Origin of the sequence: Streptomyces sp. NPDC056600, from assembly GCF_042792855.1 — a bacterium.
Taxonomy (GTDB): Bacteria; Actinomycetota; Actinomycetes; order Streptomycetales; family Streptomycetaceae; genus Streptomyces.
In genome coordinates, this window is sequence record NZ_JBHTVQ010000016.1 from 23,714 (window position 1) to 48,227 (window position 24,514).

Annotated in this window: 22 protein-coding genes and 1 riboswitch; of the genes, 11 read left to right on the forward strand and 11 right to left on the reverse strand. The window is 73.2% G+C overall.

Annotated elements, in window-relative coordinates; genetic code table 11:
- Positions 1–94: 94 nt before the first annotated feature.
- The 4 genes from groL to thrC form a co-directional block, all read right to left on the reverse strand.
- Complete coding sequence (gene groL, locus ACFRAV_RS10950; RefSeq protein ID WP_382553712.1) at positions 95–1,717, reverse strand: chaperonin GroEL; 1,623 nt, start codon at positions 1,715–1,717, stop codon at positions 95–97.
- Between the two features lie 382 nt (positions 1,718–2,099).
- Complete coding sequence (locus ACFRAV_RS10955; protein ID WP_005486335.1) at positions 2,100–2,306, reverse strand: cold-shock protein; 207 nt, start codon at positions 2,304–2,306, stop codon at positions 2,100–2,102.
- A 557-nt stretch (positions 2,307–2,863) separates the two neighbouring features.
- Entirely contained in the window at positions 2,864–3,142 is a 279-nt protein-coding gene (locus ACFRAV_RS10960; protein WP_351113016.1) for a MoaD/ThiS family protein, read from the reverse strand.
- 79 nt (positions 3,143–3,221) lie between these two features.
- Positions 3,222–4,523 (reverse strand): threonine synthase, encoded by a 1,302-nt coding sequence (gene thrC / locus ACFRAV_RS10965; protein WP_382553716.1) that lies wholly within the window; start codon positions 4,521–4,523, stop codon positions 3,222–3,224.
- Between the two features lie 18 nt (positions 4,524–4,541).
- Positions 4,542–4,679: riboswitch (SAM riboswitch) on the reverse strand.
- Positions 4,680–4,900: 221 nt separating this feature from the next.
- On the opposite strand from thrC, the gene ACFRAV_RS10970 reads away from it, so the two are divergent.
- Positions 4,901–5,845 (forward strand): glucosyl-3-phosphoglycerate synthase, encoded by a 945-nt coding sequence (locus tag ACFRAV_RS10970; RefSeq protein WP_382553717.1) that lies wholly within the window; start codon positions 4,901–4,903, stop codon positions 5,843–5,845.
- Positions 5,846–5,950: 105 nt separating this feature from the next.
- Entirely contained in the window at positions 5,951–7,363 is a 1,413-nt protein-coding gene (locus ACFRAV_RS10975) for a trehalose-6-phosphate synthase (RefSeq protein ID WP_382553720.1), read from the forward strand.
- Between the two features lie 431 nt (positions 7,364–7,794).
- On the opposite strand, the gene otsB is transcribed toward ACFRAV_RS10975, so the two are convergent.
- Positions 7,795–8,670 (reverse strand): trehalose-phosphatase, encoded by an 876-nt coding sequence (otsB, locus tag ACFRAV_RS10980; protein ID WP_382553723.1) that lies wholly within the window; start codon positions 8,668–8,670, stop codon positions 7,795–7,797.
- Positions 8,671–8,709: 39 nt separating this feature from the next.
- Complete coding sequence (locus ACFRAV_RS10985; protein WP_382553726.1) at positions 8,710–8,937, reverse strand: DUF3263 domain-containing protein; 228 nt, start codon at positions 8,935–8,937, stop codon at positions 8,710–8,712.
- A gap of 141 nt (positions 8,938–9,078) precedes the next feature.
- Between ACFRAV_RS10985 and ACFRAV_RS10990 the strand changes: the two genes are divergently transcribed.
- The 3 genes from ACFRAV_RS10990 to ACFRAV_RS11000 all read left to right on the forward strand — a co-directional run bounded on the left by ACFRAV_RS10990 (position 9,079) and on the right by ACFRAV_RS11000 (position 12,432).
- Positions 9,079–10,059: an ROK family protein gene (locus ACFRAV_RS10990; RefSeq protein WP_382553729.1), complete on the forward strand. Its 981-nt coding sequence runs from the start codon at positions 9,079–9,081 to the stop codon at positions 10,057–10,059.
- Positions 10,056–11,330, forward strand: coding sequence for an N-acetylglucosamine-6-phosphate deacetylase (gene nagA, locus ACFRAV_RS10995; RefSeq protein WP_382553730.1), 1,275 nt, complete (start codon positions 10,056–10,058; stop codon positions 11,328–11,330). The genes ACFRAV_RS10990 and nagA overlap by 4 nt, the downstream gene beginning before the upstream one ends.
- 169 nt (positions 11,331–11,499) lie before the next feature.
- Positions 11,500–12,432, forward strand: a complete 933-nt coding sequence (locus ACFRAV_RS11000; RefSeq protein ID WP_382553870.1) for a 1-phosphofructokinase family hexose kinase — start codon at positions 11,500–11,502, stop codon at positions 12,430–12,432.
- Positions 12,433–12,454: 22 nt separating this feature from the next.
- Here the strand turns inward: ACFRAV_RS11000 and ACFRAV_RS11005 are convergent, their stop codons facing one another.
- Together ACFRAV_RS11005 and cdgB are read right to left on the reverse strand one after the other, a co-directional pair.
- A complete protein-coding gene (locus ACFRAV_RS11005) occupies positions 12,455–13,432 on the reverse strand; it encodes a carbohydrate-binding protein (protein ID WP_382553733.1) in 978 nt (325 codons plus the stop codon).
- A 128-nt stretch (positions 13,433–13,560) separates the two neighbouring features.
- A complete protein-coding gene (gene cdgB, locus ACFRAV_RS11010) occupies positions 13,561–15,375 on the reverse strand; it encodes a diguanylate cyclase CdgB (RefSeq protein WP_382553735.1) in 1,815 nt (604 codons plus the stop codon).
- 422 nt (positions 15,376–15,797) lie between these two features.
- Here cdgB and ACFRAV_RS11015 point away from each other — a divergent pair, with 422 nt between their 5' ends.
- The gene (locus ACFRAV_RS11015) at positions 15,798–16,307 is read left to right on the forward strand and encodes a flavin reductase family protein (protein ID WP_382553737.1); all 510 of its coding nucleotides are present in this window, start codon (positions 15,798–15,800) and stop codon (positions 16,305–16,307) included.
- 110 nt (positions 16,308–16,417) lie between these two features.
- On the opposite strand, the gene arfB is transcribed toward ACFRAV_RS11015, so the two are convergent.
- Positions 16,418–16,852 (reverse strand): alternative ribosome rescue aminoacyl-tRNA hydrolase ArfB, encoded by a 435-nt coding sequence (gene arfB, locus ACFRAV_RS11020; RefSeq protein WP_382553740.1) that lies wholly within the window; start codon positions 16,850–16,852, stop codon positions 16,418–16,420.
- Positions 16,853–17,039: 187 nt separating this feature from the next.
- On the opposite strand from arfB, the gene ACFRAV_RS11025 reads away from it, so the two are divergent.
- From ACFRAV_RS11025 to ACFRAV_RS11040, 4 genes are all read left to right on the forward strand, one after another.
- A complete protein-coding gene (locus ACFRAV_RS11025; RefSeq protein ID WP_351112988.1) occupies positions 17,040–17,615 on the forward strand; it encodes a TerD family protein in 576 nt (191 codons plus the stop codon).
- A gap of 196 nt (positions 17,616–17,811) precedes the next feature.
- Positions 17,812–18,801 (forward strand): GNAT family N-acetyltransferase, encoded by a 990-nt coding sequence (locus ACFRAV_RS11030; protein WP_382553742.1) that lies wholly within the window; start codon positions 17,812–17,814, stop codon positions 18,799–18,801.
- Positions 18,802–19,170: 369 nt separating this feature from the next.
- Positions 19,171–19,671, forward strand: coding sequence for a hypothetical protein (locus ACFRAV_RS11035; protein WP_351112983.1), 501 nt, complete (start codon positions 19,171–19,173; stop codon positions 19,669–19,671).
- A 321-nt stretch (positions 19,672–19,992) separates the two neighbouring features.
- Complete coding sequence (locus ACFRAV_RS11040; RefSeq protein WP_382553746.1) at positions 19,993–21,207, forward strand: FAD-dependent oxidoreductase; 1,215 nt, start codon at positions 19,993–19,995, stop codon at positions 21,205–21,207.
- Here ACFRAV_RS11040 and ACFRAV_RS11045 read toward each other — a convergent pair.
- Both ACFRAV_RS11045 and ACFRAV_RS11050 read right to left on the reverse strand, forming a co-directional pair.
- On the reverse strand, positions 21,188–21,661 hold the full coding sequence (locus ACFRAV_RS11045) for a GNAT family N-acetyltransferase (RefSeq protein ID WP_382553748.1): 474 nt from the start codon (positions 21,659–21,661) through the stop codon (positions 21,188–21,190). The genes ACFRAV_RS11040 and ACFRAV_RS11045 overlap by 20 nt on opposite strands.
- A 43-nt stretch (positions 21,662–21,704) precedes the next feature.
- On the reverse strand, positions 21,705–22,163 hold the full coding sequence (locus ACFRAV_RS11050; RefSeq protein ID WP_382553750.1) for a GNAT family N-acetyltransferase: 459 nt from the start codon (positions 22,161–22,163) through the stop codon (positions 21,705–21,707).
- A 1,011-nt stretch (positions 22,164–23,174) separates the two neighbouring features.
- Between ACFRAV_RS11050 and ACFRAV_RS11055 the strand changes: the two genes are divergently transcribed.
- On the forward strand, positions 23,175–24,512 hold the full coding sequence (locus ACFRAV_RS11055) for a mucin-2 (protein WP_382553752.1): 1,338 nt from the start codon (positions 23,175–23,177) through the stop codon (positions 24,510–24,512).
- Positions 24,513–24,514 lie beyond the last annotated feature (2 nt).

A 24,514-nucleotide genomic window follows, 5' to 3' on the forward strand; every position in this document is an offset into this window, starting at 1 on the left:
TCCCGGCCGGTCCGCGAGAACGCCGAAGGGCGGCACCCGTGGTGGGTGCCGCCCTCCTGCGTGACGCGTGCGTCAGGGCTTCGAGCCGTCAGGCTCAGAAGTCCATGTCACCGCCCGGCATGCCGCCCGGAGCGGCCGCGGCGGCCTTCTCCGGCTTGTCGGCGATGACGGCCTCGGTGGTGAGGAACAGCGCGGCGATGGAGGCGGCGTTCTGCAGCGCGGAACGGGTCACCTTCGCCGGGTCGATGATGCCCTCGGCGATCAGGTCGACGTACTCGCCGGTCGCGGCGTTGAGGCCGTGACCCGGGGTGAGGTTGCGGACCTTCTCCACCACGACGCCGCCCTCGAGGCCGGCGTTGACGGCGATCTGCTTCAGCGGGGCCTCGAGCGCGAGCTTCACGGCCTGTGCGCCGGTCGCCTCGTCACCCTCGAGCTCCAGCTTCTCGAAGACCTGGGATGCCTGGAGCAGGGCCACGCCACCACCGGCGACGATGCCCTCCTCGACGGCGGCCTTCGCGTTGCGGACGGCGTCCTCGATGCGGTGCTTGCGCTCCTTGAGCTCCACCTCGGTGGCGGCGCCGGCCTTGATGACCGCGACACCGCCGGCGAGCTTCGCCAGGCGCTCCTGCAGCTTCTCGCGGTCGTAGTCCGAGTCGCTGTTCTCGATCTCGGCGCGGATCTGGTTGACCCGGCCCTGGACCTGGTCGGCGGAGCCGGCACCGTCGACGATGGTGGTCTCGTCCTTGGTGATGACGACCTTGCGGGCGCGGCCCAGGAGGTCCAGGGACGCGTTCTCCAGCTTGAGGCCGACCTCCTCGGAGATGACCTCGCCGCCCGTGAGGATGGCGATGTCGCCGAGCATGGCCTTGCGGCGGTCGCCGAAGCCCGGGGCCTTGACCGCGACGGACTTGAAGGTGCCGCGGATCTTGTTGACGACCAGGGTCGACAGGGCCTCGCCCTCGACGTCCTCGGCGATGATCAGCAGGGGCTTGCCCGACTGCATGACCTTCTCGAGGAGCGGGAGCAGGTCCTTGACCGAGGAGATCTTGGAGTTGGCGATGAGGATGTACGGGTCCTCGAGCGACGCCTCCATGCGCTCCATGTCGGTCGCGAAGTACGCCGAGATGTAGCCCTTGTCGAAGCGCATGCCCTCGGTGAGCTCGAGCTCCAGACCGAAGGTCTGGGACTCCTCGACCGTGATGACGCCTTCCTTGCCGACCTTGTCCATCGCCTCGGCGATGAGCTCGCCGATCTGGGTGTCGGCGGCGGAGATGGAGGCGGTGGAGGCGATCTGCTCCTTGGTCTCGATCTCCTTGGCCTGCTCGAGCAGGGCGCCGGAGACGGCCTCGACGGCCTTCTCGATGCCGCGCTTGAGGGCCATCGGGTTGGCGCCGGCCGCCACGTTGCGCAGGCCCTCGCGGACCAGCGCCTGGGCGAGAACGGTCGCGGTGGTCGTACCGTCGCCGGCGACGTCGTCCGTCTTCTTGGCGACTTCCTTGACCAGCTCGGCGCCGATCTTCTCGTACGGGTCCTCGAGCTCGATCTCCTTGGCGATGGAAACACCATCGTTGGTGATCGTGGGGGCGCCCCACTTCTTCTCGAGGACGACGTTGCGGCCCTTGGGGCCGAGCGTCACCTTGACGGCGTCCGCGAGCTGGTTCATGCCGCGCTCGAGGCCGCGCCGCGCCTCCTCGTCGAACGCGATGATCTTGGCCATGTGAAGTGGTCCTCCCAGGACTGGGGGTGATTCCTTCGGACCGCGCCCGCGCCCGCGACGGACGGCCTGCGTGCCGGACGGTTCCTTCCCCGCCAACGGCAACGCGGACCTCACCGACCCGGTCCATCGTTGTCACTCTCACCTTCAGAGTGCTAACGCAATAATTAGCACTCGCCCCCTGCGAGTGCAAGACACTCCCCCGATCCCACTCCCGTTTCCCGCCCCCTGGACACCCTCGCGAGCCCTCGTCTGGGCGCCGGACGGCCCGGGCGCACAAGGGGCGGAGGGGCGACGCGGGAGGGTCGCCGGGAACGCAAGGGGCCCGCGGCCCCCCGAGGGGGCCGCGGGCCCGATGTCACGTCAGGATGTTCGGTCGAGACGTTCAGCCGGCAGCCAGTCGGACCATGTCCGCCTGCGGCCCCTTCTGGCCCTGCGAGATCTCGAACTCGACCCGCTGGCCTTCCTCGAGGGTGCGGTAGCCGTCCATCTGAATCGCGCTGTAGTGCACGAAGACGTCCGCACCACCGTCGACCGCGATGAAGCCGTACCCCTTCTCCGCGTTGAACCACTTGACGGTGCCCTGAGCCATGCCTAACTCCCCTATTACTGGCCCTTGCACAGATCCGCACTTCGCGGATCCGGGTCAGACCTCACCCGCCGCCGAGAGCGACGGGCGTGCGCCGGAACGCGTCGACCGCGGCCGAATGTATCTGTCCAACTGCCCTCTGCAACAGGTCATTCCGACGACAATTCTGGAGGCGGGCAGCCAGGAATATGCTGAGATTTCGCCGGAATTCAGGGCAAGTCGGGGCGGACAGAAGGAGCGAACCACGCAAACGACCCGCGCAGTTTGGCTGCTTCTTGTCGTGCGGGAGGCAGGAACCCGTCGGCGCCCGGCCCGAGTTCGGCGCGGGGTACCCCAACTGTACCGCGCCCAATCATGCAGAATCGCCCCTTCCGCTTGTCGGCGGGATGTGACGCCGGCATGGAGCCGCTATGAACGGGAGAGGGCGGCGCGCGAAAGCGGCGGTGCGTGGAAACGCCGGTGCCGCCTTTCCGGTATCGGAAAGGCGGCACACGGGGGTGGCACCAGTCAGCGGCACCGGAAACGCGGCACCGGAAAGGCGGGCGGGAAATACGCGGCCGTCAGGCGCCGCCGGCCACCGCGGGAATGATCGAGACGTTGCCGCCCGCGGGCGTCGCGGTCTCCAGACCCTGCTCGAACCGCACGTCGTCGTCGTTCACGTAGACGTTGACGAAGCGCCGCAGCTTGCCCTGGTCGTCGAGCACGCGCGCGGCGATGCCCGTGTGGTTCTTCTCCAGGTCGGCGATGACCTCGCCCAGGGTGGCGCCCTCGGCGTCCACCTCGGCCTGTCCGCCGGTGTAGGTGCGGAGGATGGTGGGGATGCGGACGGTGACGCTCATGCGGGGTGACCTCCGATGACGGTGAGCGGGTGACGGGACGGACGGACCGCGCGGCCCGGGGTGGCGACGGCGGCGGCCGTCAGGCGAGGCCGGCCTCGCGGAAGGACTCCAGGCTCGGGCGGATGGTCGCGGTGAGGCCCTGGTCGGCCACCGCGTCCAGCGTCTTGAGGCCGTCGCCGGTGTTGAGGACGACCGTGGTGAGCGTGGGGTCCAGCAGACCGTTCTCGATCAGCTTGCGGGTGACGCCGACCGTCACGCCGCCCGCCGTCTCGGCGAAGATGCCCTCGGTGCGGGCCAGCAGCCGGATGCCCGCCACGACCTCCTCGTCCGTGACGTCCTCCACCGCGCCGCCGGTGCGGCGGGCGATGTCCAGGACGTACGGGCCGTCGGCCGGGTTGCCGATGGCCAGCGACTTGGCGATGGTGTCCGGCTTCTGCGGGCGGACCACGTCGTGGCCGGCCTTGTAGGCGACGGAGACCGGCGAGCAGCCGTTCGCCTGGGCGCCGAAGAGCCGGTACGGCTTGTCCTCGACCAGGCCGAGCGCGATGAGCTCCTTGAGGCCCTTGTCGATCTTGGTGAACTGCGAGCCGGAGGCGATCGGGATCACCAGCTGGTCCGGCAGCCGCCAGCCGAGCTGCTCGCAGATCTCGTACGCCAGCGTCTTGGAGCCCTCGCCGTAGTACGGGCGCAGGTTGACGTTGACGAAGCCCCAGCCCTCGCCGGCCGGGTCGCCGATCAGCTCGGAGCAGAAGCGGTTCACGTCGTCGTAGTTGCCGTCGATGCCGACCAGCTCGCCGCCGTAGACCGCGGCCATGACGACCTTGCCCTGCTCCAGGTCGTGCGGGATGAACACGCACGAGCGGAAGCCGGCCCGGGCGGCGGCGGCGCCGACCGCGCCCGCCAGGTTGCCGGTGGAGGAGCAGGAGAGGGTGGTGAAGCCGAAGGCACGGGCGGCCTCGAGGGCCTGGGCGACCACGCGGTCCTTGAAGGAGTGCGTCGGGTTGCCGGAGTCGTCCTTGACGTACAGGCCGCCGGTGACGCCGAGCTCGCGGGCCAGGTTGTCGGCCTTGACCAGCTTGGTCCAGCCCGGGTTCAGGTTGGGCTTGTCGGCGACGTCGGCCGGGACGGGCAGCAGCGGGGCGTAGCGCCAGATGTTGGCGGGACCGGCCTCGATGCGACGGCGCAGTTCCCCGGCCTCGTAGGAGGAGAAGTCGTAGGCGATCTCGAGGGGCCCGAAACACTCTTCGCAGGCGAAGACGGGGCCGAGCGGGACGCGGTGGCCGCATTCGCGACAGGAGAGCGCGGTGGCCGGACCGAGATCGACGGAGGCGGCGGAGGTCGTCGCGGACGCGGAATCGGTCGTGACAGTCTGTACAGCCATGAGAGGCGAGGCCCTTTCTCCTCATCTTCCTCAGCGGCGTCTTCGCCGTGAGACGGATTTGGCACCTTCCCTAGCCGGGGCCTCGCGTGAGCGGGCGCGGCTGGAGGGTTGCCGGGGCTTCATCGGGCCGTATCCCTCTGCCCCTCTGGATGAGCGTTCTTCTGTTGTTGTTCGGTTGTTTCGCGTCACGCGTTTTGAGCCACTCCCGCAAGGGGGACTCGCATCTACCAGTCGAGTGACGCCGACCCCGACATGCGGTGGTCACTGGTGATGTTCAAGACTGTAACCGAAGGCCAGGACAGTTGAGAGGATCGTCCGGAACGCGAGACGGACCGCCCGCCGCAAGGCAGGCGGGGACAGTGAAGGAGCCGGTGACTGTGCTGGAAGAAGTCGAAGGCTGGCTGGGCACACGCTCCTGGCATGTGACCGATCGCCCGCTGCACCAGATACTCGCCGCCAAGCGTCAGAGCGGCTCGTCCGTCTCCGTCGTCCTGCCGGCGCTCAACGAGGAGGCGACCGTCGGTGACATCGTCTCCACCATCCGCAGGGAGCTGGTCGAGGAGGTCCCGCTCGTCGACGAGCTGGTGGTCGTCGACTCCGCCTCCACCGACCGCACCTCCGAGGTGGCCGCCGCGGCGGGCGCCAAGGTGGTCCACCGCGACAGCATCCTGCCCCGGGTCCCCGCCGTCCGCGGCAAGGGCGAGGTGCTGTGGCGCTCGCTGCTGGCCACCAGCGGCGACATCGTCTGCTTCGTCGACGCCGACCTGCGCGACTTCTCCTCCGACTTCGTCACGGGCACGGTGGGCCCGCTGCTCACCGATCCGGGCATCTCGCTGGTCAAGGCCATGTACGACCGCCCGCTGGGCGCCGAGCCCGGCCAGGGCGGCCGGGTCACCGAGCTCATGGCCCGCCCGCTGATCAACCTGCACTGGCCGCAGCTGGCCGGATTCGTGCAGCCGCTGGGCGGCGAGTACGCGGCCCGCCGGTCCCTGCTCGAGCGGCTGCCGTTCCCCGTGGGCTACGGGATCGAGCTGGCCATGCTCATCGACTCGCTGCACACGGTGGGCCTGGACGCGCTCGCCCAGGTCGACGTGGGCGTCCGCAAGCACCGCAACCAGGACAGCCAGGCCCTGGGCCGGATGGCCGCCACGATCTACCGCACCGCCCAGCTGCGGCTGGCCCGCGGGCAGATGGTCCGGCCGCTGATCACGCAGTTCGACCGGACCGACAGGGGCTTCACGCCGCGGACCCACGCGGTGGACACCCTGGAGCGGCCCCCGATGGCGGAGATCGTCGAGTACCGCTCACGCGAAGTGGCCTGATCCCACTCGTTCGGCGCAGCGTCCCGCCCTCGCGCGGGGCGCTGCCGTCGTCGCGGGGTGACCGGCGCACGTTTGGATTTTTCTCCTCCGGGCTAGGTGACGCGTATGGGTTCCGCCGAAAGATCTGCACAGGTATTGGTCGCCTCCAACCGCGGCCCGGTCTCCTACTCGGTCGCCGGGGACGGCTCGCTGGTCTCCCGGCGGGGCGGTGGCGGGATGGTCTCCGGACTCTCCGCGATCGGCCCGGACGCCGGCGCCCTGTGGGTCTGCTCGGCGCTGGGCGAAGGGGACCGCGAGGCCGTCCGGCGCGGGGTGGGCGAGCCGGGCGTGAAGATGCTCGACATCTCCGCCGAGACCCATCACGCGGCGTACAACGGCATCGCCAACTCGGTGCTCTGGTTCGTGCACCACATGCTCTACCAGACCCCTCTCGAACCCGTGTTCGACACCGAGTTCCGGGTGCAGTGGGCCGCCTACCAGGAGTACAACCGGGCGTTCGCCGAGGCGCTGGCCGAGGAGGCCGCCGAGGGCGCGGCGGTGCTGATCCAGGACTACCACCTGACGCTGGCCCCCGGCATGCTCCGCGAGCTCCGCCCCGACCTGCGCATCGGGCACTTCTCGCACACGCCCTGGGCCCCGCCGGAGTACTTCCGGCTGCTGCCCGACGACGTCGCGGAGTCCGTGCTGCGCGGCATGCTGGGCGCCGACCGCCTGGGCTTCCTCACCCAGCGCTGGGCCGACGCCTTCACCGCCTGCTGCGACACCCTCGTCGGCGGCCTCGGCGACACCAGGATCGGTGTGCACGGCCTCGGCGCCGACGCCGACTTCCTGCGCGAGCGGGCCGGTCAGGCCGACGTCGACCAGCGCGTGGCGGAGCTGCGCACCGAGATCGGCCAGGACACCGACGGGAACCCGCGGAAGACGATCGTGCGGGTGGACCGCACCGAGCTCTCCAAGAACATCGTCCGCGGCCTGCACGCCTTCCGGCAGCTGCTCGACGACCACCCCGAGTGGTGCGACCGCGTCGTGCACGTGGCCTTCGCCTACCCCTCGCGGCAGGACCTCGCCGTCTACCGGGACTACACCGCGGAGGTCGCGCGGGTCGCCGAGGAGATCAACGCGGAGTACGGCACGCCGTACTGGACGCCGGTGGTGCTCAACCTCAAGGACGACTTCGCCCGCTCGCTGGCCGCGTACCGGCTGGCCGACGTGGCGCTGGTCAACCCCATCCGCGACGGCATGAACCTGGTCGCCAAGGAGGTGCCGGTGCTCGCCGAGAACGGCTGCGCGCTGGTGCTCTCCCGCGAGGCCGGGGCGCACGAGGAGATGGGCGACGACGCGATCACCGTCCACCCCTACGACGTGAACGCCACCGCGCGGGCGCTGCACGAGGGCCTGACGATGCCCCCGGGCGAGCGCGCCGACCGCACCAAGCGGCTCGTCGCGGCGGCCACCGCCACGCCGCCGGCCAAGTGGTTCCTCGACCAGCTCGACGCGCTGACCGCCACGGCGCACTGACGACCCACGCCGCGCCGGCCGCCGCGCCGCGCCGCCTGCACCGGGGCCCCGCTCTCCCAGGAGGGCGGGGCCCTTGCCGCGCGCTCGGCCCAGGCGGGCGGGGGCCGGGGGCGCCTGGCGGCGCGGTGGCCGGGGGCGGCGGGCGGCAGACGGCGGGCGGCAGGCGGCAGGCGGCAGGCGGCAGGCGGCAGGCGGGGACGGTGTGGAGCACCAGGTCTCGGACGTAACCGCCCGCCGCGGCGGACCTCTCCGGCCCGCGCGCCTCCCTGGCGCCCCCGGGCCGCGGCCGCCCACCGGGGCGGCGCGAGCGGCAGGGGTTGCGGGGGCGGCGGGGGCGGCCCGCCGGCACAGGCGGCGGAGGGGGAGGGGGCGGTCGCCGGCGGAGCCGGGGCCGGTGCCGCCTCGGACCCGTGCCCGCGTGCGGGCCGGGGTCAGCTCAGGCGGGCGGCGAGGGCCGAGAGGAGGCGGACGACACCCTCGGGGTCGGGGACCACGACGTCGGCGCGGGAGGCGAGCTCGCGGACCTCCTCGTTCGCGCTGCAGACCAGCACCCCCGGCAGCCCCTCGCCGCGCAGCGCCTCCACCGCGTCGAAGGCGGGGATGTCCCCGAGGTCGTCCCCGGCGTACAGCACCGCCCCGGCGCCCACGTCCCGCAGGTAGGCGCGCAGCGCGACCCCCTTGTCCATGCCCGGCGGCCGCAGCTCCAGCACCATCCGGCCCGGCTCGACGATCAGCCCGTGCCGCTCCGCCAGCGCGTCCAGCGGCTCCCGCAGGGCCTCGAAGGCCGCCTCGGGGTCCTCGGCCCGCCGGGTGTGCGCGGCCAGCGCGCGGCCCTTGTCCTCGATCCAGGTGCCGCGCGACCGCGGCACCGACGCCAGCACCTCGGGGAACTCCCGCCGCACCGCTTCCACCCCCGGGTGCGGGTCCGGCGCGGTGACCTTGCCGGTGGCGGCCTCCCACCGCTCGGCCCCGTAGTGCCCGAGCACCACGAGGTGGTCGAGGCCGGCCACCCCGGCGAAACCGCCGTTGCGCACCGCGACCTCGGCCGGCCGCCCGGTGACCACGGCCACCGCCGCCACCTTGGGCGCCAGCGCGGCCAGCGCGGGCACCGCGTCGGGGTGCGCGCGGGCCCGGTCCGGGTCCGGCACGATCGGCGCCAGCGTGCCGTCGAAGTCCAACGCGATCACGGCCCGCTCCGGCGCCGCGAGGATCGCGTCGAGCCCGTCCCGTCCGGCCGCCGTCACCGGCTCCGGAAGGCCGCCGCCGGAGGAAGAGTTCGCAGAGGTCTGGTTCTGGTCGCTGCCCATATCGGGACCATAACCGCGCAGAGCGCCGCCAACCCCCGATCAGCGTTCCGCGCGGCGGCTGTCCCGGACGCGGCGCAGCCGGTTCACCGTCACCGGGTCGTGGGCCAGCGCCCGTGGGTCATCCAGCAGAGCGTTGAGCAGCTGGTAGTACCGCACGGGGGCGAGGCCGAGCTCCTCGCGGATGGCCCGCTCCTTGGCGCCGGGCCCCGCGAACCCCCGCCGCTCCAGCTCGAGCACGTCCCGTTCCCTGCCAGTGAGCTCCTCCATCCCTGCACGGTAACCGCTGCCGCGGACACCCCGCCGGACCGGGCCCGGGCCGTGCCGCCCGCATCTGCGGACCGTCAAGGCATGACCAAGCCCCCGCAAGTGGACTAGACCTTTCGCGACGCACCCGCCAGACTGATCGACGTGAATCACGTCATCGCCCTCGATGTCGGCGGCACGGGCATGAAGGCCGCCCTGGTCGGCCCCGACGGCACCCTGCTGCACCAGGACCGCCGGGCCACCGGCCGGCACCGGGGCCCCGAGGCCGTCGTGGACGGCATCCTCGACTTCGCCGCCGACCTGCACGCCGAGGGCGTGACCCGTCTCGGCCGGGGCGCCGCCGCGGTCGGCATCGCCGTCCCCGGCCTGGTCGACGCCGAGCACGGGGTCGCCGTCTACGCGGCGAACCTCGGCTGGAAGGACGTCCCGCTGCGCACCCTGATCGGGGAGCGGCTGGGCGGCGTCCCGGTCGCGGTGGGCCACGACGTGCGCTCCGGCGGCCTCGCCGAGGGCCGCGCCGGGGCGGGCCGCGGCGCGGACCGGTTCCTCTTCGTGGCCCTGGGCACCGGCATCGCGGGCGCCATCGGCATCGCCGGCCGGGTCGAGGAGGGCGCGCACGGCAACGCGGGCGAGATCGGCCACGTCGTCGTGCGGCCCGGCGGCCGGCCCTGCCCCTGCGGGCAGCACGGCTGCCTGGAGCGGTACGCCTCCGCCTCCGCGGTCGGCGACGCCTGGGCCCGCGCCTGCGGCGACCCGGACGCGGACGCCGCGGACTGCGCCGCGGCGGCGGACCGCGGCGACGCGCGGGCGCGGGAGGTCTGGCAGGAGGCGGTGGACGCCCTGGCCGACGGCCTGATCACCGGCCTGACCCTGCTGGATCCGCAGCGCCTGATCGTCGGCGGCGGTCTCGCCGAGGCCGGCGAGACGCTGTTCACCCCGCTGCGTGAGGCGGTGGCCGCCCGGATCACCTTCCAGCGGCCGCCCGAGATCGTCCCCGCCGCCCTCGGCGACACGGCGGGCTGCCTGGGCGCCGGCCTCCTCGCCTGGGACCTGCTCGACGCACCGGCCGGCGCCGCCGCCGGCCCCTCCCCCGACGCCCCCACCCTGGAGGTCCCCGCTCCATGACGGCCACCGACCCCGGCAGCGCTCCGGCAGCCTCCGCCGCCGCATCCCCCGCCGCCGGCTCCCCCACCGCCGCGTCCCCCGCCGCTGCCGCCCCGTCTCCCGCACGCGCCGCCGACGCCGCACGCACCGTGCTCACCGGCGCCCGGGTGGTCCTGCCGGGCGGCGTCGTCCCCGACGGCCGGGTGGTCGTCGAGGGCGCCCGCCTCGCCGACCCGGCCGCCGTCCCCGCGGACGCCCCCGCCACCGTCGTCGACCTGTCCGGCTGCTGGGTCGTCCCCGGCTTCGTGGACCTCCACAACCACGGCGGCGGCGGCGCCTCGTTCAGCTCCGGGACCGTCGAGGACGTCCTGCGCGGGGTGCGCACCCACCGTCTCCACGGCACCACCACCCTGGTCGCCTCCACCGTCACCGGCGACCTGGCCACCCTGGCCGTACGCGCCGGGATGCTCTCCGAGCTGGCCGAGGACGGCGAGATCGCCGGCGTCCACTTCGAGGGCCCGTTCATCTCCCCCTGCCGCAAGGGCGCGCACTCCGAGGAGCTGCTGCGGGAGCCGGACCCGGCGGAGGTCCGCAAGCTGGTGGAGGCGGCGCGCGGGCAGGCCCGGATGGTCACCCTCGCCGCCGAACTGCCCGGCGGCGTCGAGTCGGTGCGGATGCTGAAGGAGATGGGCGTCATCGCCGCGGTCGGGCACACCGACGCCACCTACGAGCAGACCGTCGAGGCGATCGAGGCGGGCGCCACCGTGGCCACCCACCTGTTCAACGCCATGCCGCCGCTGGCCCACCGCGCCCCCGGTCCGGTCACCGCGCTGCTGGAGGACGAGCGGGTCACCGTCGAACTCATCGACGACGGCGTCCACCTGCACCCGGGCGCCCTGGGGCTGGCGTTCCGTCACGCGGGGGGCGCGCGGGTCGCGTTGATCACCGACGCCATGGACGCCGCCGGATTCGGCGACGGCCGCTACCACCTGGGGCCGCTGGAGGTCGACGTGGTCGACGGCGTGGCCCGGCTGGCCGGGGACGGCACCATCGCCGGTTCCACGCTGACTCTGGACCGCGCCTTCCGACGGGCCGTCACCCTCGACGGCCTGCCGGTGGAGGACGTGGTCGCGGCCATCTCGGCGACGCCCGCCCGGCTGCTCGGCCTGGACGACCGGATCGGCTCGCTGGAACCCGGCAAGGACGCCGATCTGGTGGTGCTGGACGAGGAGTTCACCCTGCGCGGGGTGATGCGCAAGGGTGACTGGGTGGTCGACCCCCGAGGCGACTGACCCGTCGCGACCGACCCGCCGCCTCTTTTCCCCCTCCTCCCTCCGCCGTCCCCCGGCTCGTCCGGCCTCTGGGCCACCGGGCCCGCGTTTGGCATGATCGAGCCATAAACTGGCGGCCGTGAACCGGCCGCTTCCGGATCTGGCGCATCATCGGGGGGAGGCGGACCGGGTGATCCTGACGGTCACGCTGAACGCCGCACTCGACATCACCTACCGGGTGCGGGCCCTGCGTCCGCAGACCGGCCACCGGGTGTCGGAGGTCGTGGAACGACCGGGCGGCAAGGGCATCAACGTCGCCCGGGTGCTGGCGGCCCTCGGGCACCGGGTCACGGTGACCGGCTTCGCCGGGGGCGCGACCGGGCGCACCGTGCGGGAGCTGCTGGCGTGCGGGCCGGTGCCGGTTGCCGACGCGCTGATACCCGTGGCGGGCTCCACCCGCCGCACCGTCTCGGTGGTCGACCCGGCCGCCGAGGACGCCACCCTCTTCAACGAGCCCGGTCCCACGGTCTCGGCCGCGGAGTGGGACGCGCTGCGCGACGCCTACCGGGACCTGCTGCCCTCCGCCCGGGCGGTCGCCCTGTGCGGCAGCCTGCCGCCGGGCGTGCCGGTCGGCGCGTACGCGCTGCTGGTCCGCGAGGCCCGGGCGGCGGGGGTCACCGTGCTGCTCGACACCTCCGGCGAGCCGCTGCGCCGCGGCGTCGCCGCCCGTCCCGACCTGCTCAAGCCGAACGCGGAGGAGCTCGCCGAGCTGACCGGCTCGCACGACCCGCTGCAGGCGGCGCGCGACGCCCGGCGGCGCGGGGCGCGGACCGTGGTGGCATCGCTGGGCGCCGAGGGCCTGCTGGCCGCCGGACCGGAGGGGCACTGGCGGGCCGCGCCGCCCCGTCCGCTGCGGGGCAACCCGGCCGGGGCCGGCGACTCTGTGGTCGCCGGGCTGCTGTCCGGGCTGGTGGAGAACCTGCCCTGGCCCCAGCGGCTGGCCCGGGCGGCCGCCCTCTCGGCGGCCACCGTGCTCTCGCCCGTCGCCGGGGAGTTCGACCGGGCGCGCTACGAGGAGCTGCTCGGCCGCGTCCGGGTCACCGAGGCGGCGCCCACGGCCTGACCGGGCCCGGGGCGCCCGTGGTTCACGAGTTCTTGAACTCCGCGGGCTCCGTGCCCACCTCGCCCTGCACCAGGCCGAACTGGTCCACCGCGGCGTTGCAGCCGCCGGGGCAGCTCAGGGTGACCTTGTTGGTGCCCTTCTTCAGCTGCACATAGTTGTACGTGTAGGTCCAGCCCTTGTCCCACTCGCCCTTGCCGGCGTTTCCGTGGTTCTTCAGCCCGACCTCGGTCGACGTCCCGCCGTTGACGGTCAGCGTCGCCTTGGTGTCCTCGCCCGGGACGGAGTAGTAGGTGAACAGGGTGTACTCCCCGTCCTTCGGCACGCCGTCGACCTGCCAGGTCACCGAGGAGTTGGGGGTGTCGAGTCCGGCCACGTAGGCGCCGCCCTCGGCCCGGGAACCCGGCACATCGCTGCGGACGACCGCGCCGCCGGCCAGGCCTCCGGTGAGCGAGGCCGCGTCGACCTTGCTCGGGTCGAAGGTCGCCGGCTTCTCGTTCTTGCCCTTGTCGTCCGAACCGGCCGGCTTGTCCATGGCGGTCAGCGAGGGCGTCGGGGAGCTTCCGGCTTCCTTGCCCGGGTCGTCGTCGCCACCGGCCATGGCGACGCCGATGCCGATGACCACGGCGGCCACCACGGCCACCGCGCCGATCAGCAGGCCCTTGGTGTTGGGGCCACGGCCACGGCCGCCGCCCCCGTGGGAGCGGTGGCCGCCGTCCGCGGGACCGCCGGGAACCCCGACGGAGCCCATGGCGACCTCGGGGGCCTGGTAGTGGGGGTTCGGACGGCCGTAGCCCGCACCGGCGGGCGGCGCGGGCTGCTGCGCCGTCTGCTGCGCGCCGTACCGGCGCTCGCCGACGGCCCGCACACGGTTGACGGAGTTCGGGTAGCCGTAACCGCCGCCACTGGGCGGCTGGGCGCCGTTGGCCTGCCCGTCGGCGTAGAGGTAGCCGAACGGGTCGTCGTCCTCGGGCGTGCTGGCGCCGTTGTTACCGGACGTCATCCCTTGGTACTCCTCAACAGATGCGGGGTCAGGTGCGACAGGTGATGTCTTGCGAGCGTACCCGTTGTTTGTAGCCCGAGTGGGTGACACAGATCCCACGGGCCGGTGACGGCGCTCTGACCTGCGGTCTAACCCGCGCGTCTGTGAGTTTTCGGACGTGATCGTTTCTGAACGTACATACGCTCGTCGGCGGACTTGAGCACTTCCTCCGCGGTCATCCCGCAGTGCGCCCAGCCGATGCCGAAGCTCGCGCCGACCTTCACGTCCCGGCCCTCCACCGCGATCGGCTGAACGATTCGGCTGCGCAGCCGCGCGGCCAGGTCCTCGGCGTCGGAGCGGCAGAGGCCGTCGGCGAGCACCACGAACTCGTCGCCGCCCAGCCGGGCCACCGTGTCGCCGTCGCGGACGCACTCGCTGAGGCGGCGGGCCACCTCGATCAGCACCGCGTCGCCGGCGTTGTGACCGAAGCGGTCGTTGATGCCCTTGAATCCGTCCAGGTCGCAGAAGAGGACCGCGAGCCCCTTGCCGCCGTCGTCACGCCGCTCGCGCGGGGCCACGGTGTGCACGTGCCGGGGCTCGCGGACGATGCCGCCGTACCCGTCGAACCCGTCGTAGCCGTCCACCGGCACCGGCGCGCGGCTGTGGCCCAGCCCTTCGAACGGGTCCGTCTCGTACCCCCCGCCCTCGCCGCGGAAGGGCTCGACGGCCAGGTCGTGGTACACCCCGGTGTCGTAGGCGCCCGGCTCGTACAGGCCCAGCTCGGCGGGCTCGTCCCCGTAGGCCGCGTCGAGCGACTCGACGACCCCGGCCAGGCGGTTGTCGGTGGTGTCCGGCGCGTACGGCCGGTCGCAGAGCCGGGCGCTCAGCCGGGCCCGCAGTTCCGCGGAGTTCGGCAGGCCGGTCAGCGAGTCGTGCGAGGCGCGGTGGGCGAGCGCCAGTTCATGCCGCTTGCGCTCCTCGATGTCCTCGACGTGGGTGAGCAGGAACCGCGGCCCGTCGGCGGTGTCCGCCACCACCGAGTTGCGCAGCGACACCCAGACGTAGCTGCCGTCCCGGCGCGCCAGGCGCAGCTCGGCCCGGCCGCCCTCCGCGGAGGTCCGGCGCAGCGTGGCGGCGTCCTCGGGGTGGACCAGCGCCTCGAAGGACTGCTTGCACAGCATGGTGGCCGGGCGGCCCAGCAGCCGGCACAGGGCGTCGTTCGTGCGGAGTATCCGGCCGTGCTGGTCGCCGCCGCCCATGTCCGCGATGGCCATGCCGGACGGGGCGTACTCGAAGGCCTGCCGGAAGCTCTCCTCGCTGGCCCGCAGCGCCTGCTGCTCCCGCTCCAGGCGGACCAGGGCGCGCTGCATGTTGGAGCGCAGCCGGGCGTTGGCTATGGCGATCGAGGCGTGGAAGGCGTACGTCTCCAGCGCTTCGCGCCCCCACGCCCCGGGCCGGCGGCCGTTGCGCGGGCGGTCCACCGATATGACGCCGATCAGCTCCGGCTCGACGTTGCGGTCCAGCGTGCCGGGGGCGTACATCGGCGCGAACAGCCGGTCGTCGGGGTGCCACTCGTCCTCGAAGCGGGGCAGCGGGCCGCCGGTGAGCCAGGTCGGGACGTCGTCCTCGTTGAGCATCCACGCCTCGGTGTGCGGGATGAACCGCAGCGACCCCCAGGTCTCCCCCATGGTGAGCCGGCGGTCCCAGGACTCGCGGGAGCCGGACCGGCCGGTGAGCAGTGCCTCGGCGGCCGTGTTGCCCGCCATGGCGGCGACGACCAGATCGTTCTTCTCGGGGCGGACCAGATTGACGGCGGCGAGCTCCCAGCCCAGCCCTTCGACCAGGCCGTCGGCGACCGTCTGCAGGGTGTCGGCCAGGCTGCGGGCGGTGTTCATCCGCGCCATCAGCTGGTGCAACTGCCGCAGAGTCGCAAGGCGGACATACGGTTCCGACTCGGTCTCCATGCTCGCCCTCCCCCCGAGACCTCGTAGCGAATCAAGGGTTGTGTTCGGCGTACTCGTGCAGCTTCAACGTCACTGAATCACAGCGCGCTGCTTCACCGGTACGCAGGGTCAGCAAATTTCTGTCGCTGTGAGTCAAGTCACATGTATCACGGGAAACAGGGACAACGTGGGGACTTTGCAGCGGAGACCGTCGAGAACCCCGTGCCACGGGGCCCGCGGAGGGGGCGGGCCCGGGCGCCGGGCGGGGGACCTAGGTCTCCCAGCGCACCCGGGATGCGGCCCGGGGCCGAGGCGGGGCAGGCGTGGCGGCGCCTAGCGTCGTTCATGTGGCGACCCTTTCCTTCCCTCCCGCATCTCACACCTCGGCGGCCTCCCCGGCACCTGCCGCCCTTGGCGACCATGCCCCGGGGCATGCTGAAGGGGTGAACGACGAAGAATTCCGCGCAGCCATGTCCCGGCTGGCATCGGGTGTGGTCCTGGTGACCGCGCACGAGCCCCAGCCCGACCCCGACGGCCCGGCCGGCGAGGACGCGGGGATGACGGCGACGGCCTTCATGTCGGTCTCGCTCGACCCGCCGCTGGCGATGATCAGCCTGCGCACCGGTTCCCGAATGGACGACCTGCTCGCCGAGCAGCCGCTGTGGGCGGTCTCGGTGCTCGCGGAGGACCAGCGGCACATCGCGGGGCGGTTCGCCATGAAGGGGCGGATCAGCGACCGGCTCCTGTTCGCCGACGTTCCGCACACCCGCGGCGAGGCCAGCGGCGCCCCGCTGGTCACCGGTGCGCTCGCCACCGTGGAGTGCCGCACCGAGCAGCGCGTCGAGGCGGGCGACCACACGCTCCTCGTCGGCCGCGTGCTGACCGCGTCGACGGCGCCGGGCGACGCGGGGCCGCTGCTGCACTTCCGCAGCCGGTACCGGCACCTGGGCTGATCCGTCCGCCTCCGCCCGCCGGCGGCGCGGGTCTCCCGGGGTCTCCTGGGTCCGCCAGGGTCTCCTGGATCCCCGGGATCTCCCCCGGGGCGCGGTCCCGTCCCGGCCGGTCAGTCCCAGTTGCGCGGGCTGCGTCCCCGTTTGGTGTCCGCCCGCTTCTTCTTGTTCTCCAGGCGGCGCTCGTTGATGCCCCGCGGGATGCGGGTGGGCCGCCGGACCTTCGGCGGCGGCGCGACCGCCTCGCCCAGCAGGGCCGTCAGCCGCTCCATCGCCGCCTCGCGGTTGCGCCACTGCGAGCGGTACTCGGAGGCCCGCACCACCACGACGCCCCCGTCCACCAGCCGCGACCCCAGCCGCTCGAGCGCGCGGGCCTTCCAGACCGGCGGCAGCGCCTCGGTCGCCGCCAGGTCGAACCGCAACTCGACCTGCGTGTCGCTGGTGTTGACGTGCTGTCCGCCCGGCCCGCCGGAACGGGAGAAACGCCAGCTGAGCTCCGCCTCGGGCAGAGGCACGGAGCCGCGGATGAGAAGAGGGCGACCGGACATGCCCCCATGGTCCCCCGCCCGGGGCGCCGCAGTCATCCCGGTTTTCGTCAGGCCGTCCGGGTGAAGGGGTAAAAAAGGTAAAGCCCGGCGGAACCTCTCGGACCTCTCCCGGCGTTCAACGAAGCGACGGTAGGTTCGCCCCCAGTGCGAAGCCCGTCAGTCACACACCGAAGGAAGGACTCCCACCATGGCTGTAAGCCTGTCCAAGGGCGGCAACGTCTCGCTTTCCAAGGAGGCCCCGGGCCTGACCGCCGTCACCGTGGGCCTCGGCTGGGACGTCCGCACCACCACGGGAACGGACTTCGACCTCGACGCGTCCGCCATCGCCGTCACGGCCGCCGGCCGGGTGCACTCGGACGCGTTCTTCGTCTTCTTCAACAACAAGGCGACGCCGGACCAGTCCATCGTCCACACCGGTGACAACCGCACGGGTGAGGGCGCCGGCGACGACGAGGCCATCAACGTCAACCTGGCCGGTCTGCCCGCCGAGGTCGACAAGGTCGTCTTCCCGGTCTCGATCTACGACGCGGAGAACCGCTCGCAGAACTTCGGCCAGGTCCGCAACGCGTACATCCGCGTGGTCAACCAGGCCGGTGGCGCGGAGATCGCCCGCTACGACCTCTCCGAGGACGCCGCGACCGAGACCGCCATGGTCTTCGGCGAGCTCTACCGCCACGGCGCCGAGTGGAAGTTCCGCGCGGTCGGCCAGGGCTACGCCTCCGGCCTCACCGGCATCGCCCAGGACTTCGGCGTCAACGTCTGAGTCCTCCCGGCCATGTCCCGGCCCGCCCCCGGTCGGGGCGGGCCGGGCCCGGTCGCCCCGGCCCGACGCCCCGCCCCGGCCCGACGCGGGGACCATCCGGCCGGAAGCCGCGGAACACCGTCCGGCCGCGGCCACGGATCGCTGTCCGACCGGTAAGGGGGATTCCCCGCGCCGCTCGGTCGATTAGCGTGCGCCCATGATCCTGGAGCCGCTCCCCCTCACCCCGGACCGCGACATCCCGGGCCCCGTGCTCACCGAGCTCACCGCCCTCTACGCGTCGAACCGCGAGTTCCACGCGCTCGCCGGGGACGACGAGTTCCCCGACCCGGACGACATCCGGCCCGAGCAGGTCGCCGCCGCCCTCGCGGAGGAGATCGCCGACCCGGACATCGAGATCCTCCTCGCCCGCAGCGCGGGCCGCCTGATCGGCCTGGCCGTCACCCTGGCCCACCACCCGGACCCGGTGGACCCGGACCCGTGGATCGGCCTGCTGATGATCGACGCGACCGTCCACCGCCAGGGCTTCGGCCGCCGGCTCGCCGCCGCCGTGGAGGCCCGTCTCTTCGCCGCCGGCCGCACCGCCGTCCGGCTCGCCGTCCTGGACAGCACCCCCGGCTCGCTCGCCTTCTGGACCTCACTCGGCTACCAGGTGATCGGCCACCGGCCGGACCGCCGGTACCAGCGCCCCTGCTCCGTGCTGCGCAAGCCGCTGCAGGACCCGGCCACGCCGCGCATGCCCCGCGCCGCGGCCCGGGTCGCCGTGGTCGGCCCCGGCCCCGACCGTCCCGTCCTCCTGCTGCGCTACGAGAACCCCGACGACGGCGTGTACTGGGCGCTGCCGGGAGGCGGTCTCGAGCCCGGTGAGCATCCCCTCCAGGGCGCCACCCGCGAGGTCCGCGAGGAGACCGGCTGGAGCGACGTCACCCCCGGGCCGCTGCTGTGCGTCTGGGAGCACGACTTCACCTACCACGGCGTCCCGGTCCGCCAGCACGAGCACGTGTACCTGGCACGGGGCGCGCGCCGCGACCTGTCCGGCGACCTGCGGGACGCCCACGGCGCGGACGGGATCCTCGCCTGGCGCTGGTGGACCCTGGAGGAGCTCGCCGCCACCGGGGAGACGATCTGGCCGCCCCGCCTGGCCCATCTCGTGGCAGCGGCGACCGCCGCGGACGCGGAGATGGCGTGACCGCCCGTCCGGGCGCCCGCGCGTCCGGCTGCCCGCGCGGGCGGGTCGCGCCGTCTCCCGCCGGTCCGCACGGACGGCCCAGCGGGGCACCCGCTCCGAACCCCTCGTCCCGGCACCGTGGCGTCGCACCGGTCCTGGCGCTCTGTCCCAGGCCACCAAGCGCTCTGCCCCAGGCGCTCTGGCTCTGGCGTTCTGATCCTGGCGCCCTGATCCTGGCGCCCTGGTCCTGGCGCTCTGATCCTGGACCCTGTCCTGGACCCGGTCCTGGGCGCAGGCCGGGAACCAGGCCCTGGGGCTCACTCCAGGGACCGCCCACGGCCCCGGTCGCACGCGCCCGGCCGCACCTCCGCGGCATGACACCATCGGCGTGTGCTCGACATCGGCTACGCCCTCTCCAACCGCTTCCCGGACCCGCCGCAGACGGACTACCGGCGCGCGGACGTCCGCGCCCTGCGCCACGATCTCTTCTGCGGTGACGTCTACCTCGCCGACACCGAGAAGGACGAGGAGATCTCCACAGCCTGGGGATGGGTGCCGGTGCTCGACTTCGCCTGGGCGCTGTGCGACATCGCCGAGCAGATCGACCGCGACCCGGCCGGCTCCCGCGCCTCCCGCCCGCAGCGCGCGGAACTGGACTTCACCGAGTCCACCGACCGGCTCTACTTCGAGCGGCGCTTCGGCTGGGTCGAGATCGACGCCGACTGGATGACCACCGACGAGCCGCCCCTGCGGTTCTCCCACGCCGAGCTGCGACGCGAGGCGCGGGACTTCCTGCACGACGTGATCGCCGACCTGGTCGACATGCACGAGGACCTCGGCGAGAACCCGGCCCTCTGGACCCTCCAGGCCCGCTTCCCCCGCCTCCCCTAGCCCTCCCTCCCCCACCCCGGGGCCGAGGCCCGACCGTCTCCTCCTGGCCGCCTCGAAGACCCGGGCCCGCGCCACCGCGTCGATGTCCCGCGAACGGGGACTCGTACCACGTACCGGCGGAAGCGAACCGCAGCGCACCGCAGCGCACCGCACCGCACCGCACGGCACCGTCGCGCCGCGCAGGCGCCCCGAGGGCACCTGCCGCACCCGACGCACAGGCGCACCGGACGCATCCGACGCATCCGACGCACCGGCCGACGGCACCGCACACGGCGGCGGATCGCCCCGCCCGCGTCCGAGGGAGAGAACCGGGAGGCAACCATGCCCCGCACCGTCACCGTCGTCGGTGGCGGCCTCGCCGGACTCACCGCCGCCATCGCCGCCGCGGAACGCGGCGCCGACGTCACCCTGCACGAGGCCCACCACGACCTCGGCGGCCGAGCCCGCACCACCGCCGGCCCCTACCGCACCAACGACGGCCCCCACGCCTTCCTGAGCCTCAGCCCCCAGTGGCGGTGGCTGAACGACCGCGGCCTGATCGGACCCGTCGCACCGACTCCGCTGCGCGAGCTGACCCGGCTCCGCTTCCGCCGGGACGGCGTCCTGCGCCGCACGCCGCCGTTCGGCACGGCCCGGCTGCTGCGCTTCGACCCCGAGGACGTGCCCGCCGACGTCGACTTCCTCAGCTGGGCGTCCTGGCAGGTCGGCGAGGAGGCCGCCCGCGCCACCGCCTACGCCACCGTCACGATCCTCTTCCACCACGACCCGGGCTCGCTGTCCGCCCGCTTCGTCCAGGAGCGGCTGCGGCGGATGACCCACGTCCCGCCGGAGGTCCGCTACCCCCGCGGCGGCTGGCAGTCCTTCATCGCCCGGATGGCCGCCCGCGTCCGCAACCTCGGCGTGCGCGTGGAGAGCGGCTCGCGGATCACCGACCTCGCCGACGCCCGGCCGGACGGAGGTCCCGTGATCGTCGCGACCGCGCTGCCCGCCGCCCGCGCGCTCCTCGACGACCCGTCGCTGACCTGGCCGAGCGGCCGCACCGTCCTGGTGGACCTGGCGCTGCGCGAGGACCCGCGCGACGCCTTCGCCCTCATCGACCTGGACGGCCCCGGATACATGGAGCGCTTCTCGGGGACGGACCCCACCCTCGCCCCGGAGGGCGAGCAGCTGCTGCAGGCCCAGTTCCCCCTGGCCCCCGGCGCGCCCCGCGAGGACGCGCTCGCCCGCGGCGGGACCCTGCTCGACCTCGGGCTGCCTGACTGGCGGGAGCGGATCACCTACCGTCGCGAGGCACTGGCCGAGGGACGCACCGGCGCGGTCGACCCGCCCGGCACGACCTGGCGCGACCGTCCCGCGGTGGACCGCGGCGACGGCGTGTTCCTGGCCGGCGACCAGGTCGCCGCACCGGGCGTGCTCTCCGCCGTCGCCTTCAGCAGCGCCCTCACCGCGGTGGGCCTGGCCCTGGGCCCCTACCGGGCGGTCCCCGGCTTCAGGCCCCCGGCCCCGCGCGCGGCCGTCAGCTCCCGAGCGCGGTGAGCGCCTCGTCCGTCAGCCGGAACACCGTCCACTCGTCCTGCGGGCGGGCGCCCAGCGCCCGGTAGAAGCCGATGGCGGGCTCGTTCCAGTCCAGCACCGACCACTCCAGGCGCTGGTAGCCGCGCTCCACGCAGATGCGCGCCAGCTCGGTGAGCAGCGCCCGCCCGTGCCCGCCGCCGCGCGCCTCGGGCCGCACGTACAGGTCCTCCAGGTAGATCCCGTGCACCCCACGCCAGGTGGAGAAGTTCAGGAACCACATCGCGAAGCCGACCGGCTCCCCGGTCGTCTCGTCCACCGCCATGTGCGCGTACACGGCGGGCCGCTCGCCGAACAGCGCCTCCCGCAACTGCTCCTCCGTGGCCACGGCCTCGTCGGGCGCCTTCTCGTACTCGGCGAGCTCACGGATCAGACCGTGGATGACGGGAACGTCGGCGGGTGCGGCGGGTCGGATCATGCCGCCATCCTCACACGCCGCCCCGAGCGCGGACGGTCCCGTCTCAGCCCTCGGCCGCCGGCCGCGCCAGGCGCAGGTCGACCCACGGAATCGTGTCCCCGTCCAGCAGGTACCGCTCGATCTCCTGGAACCCGTTCCGGTAGGCGAACCGCAGGCCGTTCTTGTTGGACGACAGCACCACCGTCTCGATCACCTCGGCCCCCAGCTCCCGCGCCCGCCGCAGCCCCCGCGCGTACAGCTCCGCGCCCAGCCCCCGCCTCCGGTGCGCGGGCAGCACCCGCGCGATCACCGTGGCGGTCGCCGTCCCTTCCGTCGGCGGCCGCACCGTCGAGCACCCGACCAGCGTGTCCCCGAGGTACGCGACCTCCAGGTGGTTCCGCTTGGCCCGCTCCCGCACGTCCTCCAGGGACAACTGGTGCGTCGGGATGATCGCGTTGTGGACGAACCGCCAGTCCGCCAGGGACGCCTCGTCCTCCGGCCGCTCCATACGTAGGTCGCTCATGACGGCAGCACACCGGATCCCGCGCGTGGACGTCAACGCCTTTCCCCCTGTCCGCCCCGCGCGGTGCCCGACGCCGACGTGCCGTTTCGGCCAACGCGCGCACGGTTCGGTTTCGTTGAGTTTCGGAAGCGCTTCTCCCGCGGAAACGCAGAAAAACCGGTGACTGTCCCTCACGTCGCGAGTACCGCTTCGCATTTCGTCGATATTTCGCAGCGCCCTCCGCTCACCTGAAAGGCACCCTCTTCATATGCCTGCTCGGGACCGCGCAAAGGTGTCCTCAACCGACCGCATCCCTTGATTGACACTCCATCAGCGAAAAATTAGTGTCCCTTCATCCGGGCGAACACCGGACGACGCGGCGAGCAATCGGCACCCACCGGCACCGATCGGTACTGCTCGGAGCGGTTCGGGACTGCTCGGCGCCCTCCCACGGAGGGCCGACGGAACCTCCCGCAAGCCGGTCGCCCGCCTCGGGCCCCGTGCCGACGCGAGTCGTCCCCGGCACCGCCGCACCTCAGACCGTCGTCCACCCCCACAACGGACACCGAAGAGGCCATCCCATGCGCAGCCCCACCTGCCCGCCTACGACGTCGCCGCCACCCACGCCGGGCACGCAGCCGTCACGGCATGCCATGGCGCCCCCACCGCGTCGGCCGTCGGCACCTGAGTCCGGTTCCGCGCCGTCCTCGTCCCTCTGACGACGGCCGCCGGTCGCCGGCCCCTGCCTGCCGGCCGTCGTCCGCTTCCCGGCCGTCGTCTGCTTCCCGGCCGACGTCCGAGTCGCGGGCGGCGGAACCGTCTTCCGGCCCTCGCCACCCGGGCCCACCCCGACTGTCCACCCCGGCAGGCGCGGGCCCCCTGCGCTGCCGGGCCGGCCCTGGAAGCTCCGTGTCCGGTGCGGGTCCGGTCCGGCAGCCCGCGCTCCGCCGGGTGGAGGCCGCCGACGCCCCCGCCCGTCTTCCCCTTTACTCCCCCCGTCGCCTCACCCCCGCCCCCGACAAGGAGCACACCATGGCCATGAAGAGACGCACCCTCTTACGACTGGGCGCGGCCGGAGCCGTGGCCGCCGCCCACCTGCACGGCGCCACCACCGCCACCGCCTCCCCGTCCGCCTCGGCAGCCGCGCCGACCCAGCGCTTCGCCATCGGGGTGCGGGAGTACGCCTGGTCACGCGGAAGCCGCCGGCTGACCACTCGGATCTTCTACCCCGCGACGGGAACGCCGGGCGGGGACCCGGTCGTCAACGCCCCCGTAGCCGACGGCGTCTTCCCGATCGTCGAGTTCAGCCACGGCCTCGGCGGCAACCCCGAGAGCTACGCACCGCTGATCCGCCCCCTGGCCGAGGCCGGGTTCGTCGTCCCGGCCCCCGTCTTCCCGACCACGTCCAGCGGCACCTCGGGCAACATCCAGGACGTCTACAACGGGAACCAGTCCATGGACGTCTCCCAGGTGATCACCAACACGCTCGCCCTGAACACCACGGCCGGCGATCCGCTCGCCGGGCACCTCGACACCCGGTCCGGCGTCGGTGTCGCGGGCCACTCGCTGGGCGGCATGACCACCCACGGCCTGCTGACCGCCTGGCCGGACAGTCGGATAGCCGCCGCCGTCCCCTTCGCCTGCGTCGACATGGGCAACCCCGGCAGCACGGTCGCCGCCAAGGTCCTGTTCGTCCACGGCGACCAGGACCCCACCTGCCAGTACTCCTCCGCCCGCCAGGCGTACGCGGAACTGCCCGCGCCCAAGGCGTTCCTCACCCACCGCGGCGCGCGCCACGACGAGTACATCTGGAGCGGCTACAACCACACCCAGACCGTGGCCACCTACGTGGACTGGATGCGCTGGAGTCTCTACGCCGACACCGCCGCCCGCGACCGCCTCTCCACCGACGCCACCTCCGGCACCACCACCACGAGCTGGGAAGCCGTCCTCACTCCGTCGTCACCCCCCACGGGGTCGGTGGTCAGCCTCCGCTCCCGGGCCAACAACCAGTACGTCTGCGCGGAGAACGCGGGAGCCAACCCACTCGTCGCCAACCGCGCCACCGTCGGCGACTGGGAACGCTTCGACCTGGTCGACCTCGGCGGGGGAGCCGTCGCCCTGCGCGCCCGCGTCAACAGCCGGTACGTCTGCGCGGAGAACGCCGGCAGCGGATCGCTCGTCGCCAACCGCACCAGCGTCGGGCCCTGGGAAACCTTCCAGCGCGTGAACAACTCCGACGGCTCCATCAGTCTGCGGGCGCAGGTCAACAACCTGTACGTCACCGCCGGGAACGGCGGAACGAGCCCGCTGGTCGCAAGCCGCTCCACCATCGGCGTCTCCGAGTCGTTCACCCTCGGCAACGTCTGACC

Coding starts and splice junctions, on each gene's coding strand:
- groL (WP_382553712.1), bottom strand. CDS start 1,717: ATGGCCAAGATCATCGCGTTCGACGAGGAGGCGCGGCGCGGCCTCGAG.
- ACFRAV_RS10955 (WP_005486335.1), bottom strand. CDS start 2,306: ATGGCTCAGGGCACCGTCAAGTGGTTCAACGCGGAGAAGGGGTACGGC.
- ACFRAV_RS10960 (WP_351113016.1), bottom strand. CDS start 3,142: ATGAGCGTCACCGTCCGCATCCCCACCATCCTCCGCACCTACACCGGC.
- thrC (WP_382553716.1), bottom strand. CDS start 4,523: ATGGCTGTACAGACTGTCACGACCGATTCCGCGTCCGCGACGACCTCC.
- ACFRAV_RS10975 (WP_382553720.1), top strand. CDS start 5,951: ATGGGTTCCGCCGAAAGATCTGCACAGGTATTGGTCGCCTCCAACCGC.
- otsB (WP_382553723.1), bottom strand. CDS start 8,670: ATGGGCAGCGACCAGAACCAGACCTCTGCGAACTCTTCCTCCGGCGGC.
- ACFRAV_RS10985 (WP_382553726.1), bottom strand. CDS start 8,937: ATGGAGGAGCTCACTGGCAGGGAACGGGACGTGCTCGAGCTGGAGCGG.
- nagA (WP_382553730.1), top strand. CDS start 10,056: ATGACGGCCACCGACCCCGGCAGCGCTCCGGCAGCCTCCGCCGCCGCA.
- ACFRAV_RS11005 (WP_382553733.1), bottom strand. CDS start 13,432: ATGACGTCCGGTAACAACGGCGCCAGCACGCCCGAGGACGACGACCCG.
- cdgB (WP_382553735.1), bottom strand. CDS start 15,375: ATGGAGACCGAGTCGGAACCGTATGTCCGCCTTGCGACTCTGCGGCAG.
- arfB (WP_382553740.1), bottom strand. CDS start 16,852: ATGTCCGGTCGCCCTCTTCTCATCCGCGGCTCCGTGCCTCTGCCCGAG.
- ACFRAV_RS11025 (WP_351112988.1), top strand. CDS start 17,040: ATGGCTGTAAGCCTGTCCAAGGGCGGCAACGTCTCGCTTTCCAAGGAG.
- ACFRAV_RS11030 (WP_382553742.1), top strand. CDS start 17,812: ATGATCCTGGAGCCGCTCCCCCTCACCCCGGACCGCGACATCCCGGGC.
- ACFRAV_RS11040 (WP_382553746.1), top strand. CDS start 19,993: ATGCCCCGCACCGTCACCGTCGTCGGTGGCGGCCTCGCCGGACTCACC.
- ACFRAV_RS11045 (WP_382553748.1), bottom strand. CDS start 21,661: ATGATCCGACCCGCCGCACCCGCCGACGTTCCCGTCATCCACGGTCTG.
- ACFRAV_RS11050 (WP_382553750.1), bottom strand. CDS start 22,163: ATGAGCGACCTACGTATGGAGCGGCCGGAGGACGAGGCGTCCCTGGCG.
- ACFRAV_RS11055 (WP_382553752.1), top strand. CDS start 23,175: ATGGCCATGAAGAGACGCACCCTCTTACGACTGGGCGCGGCCGGAGCC.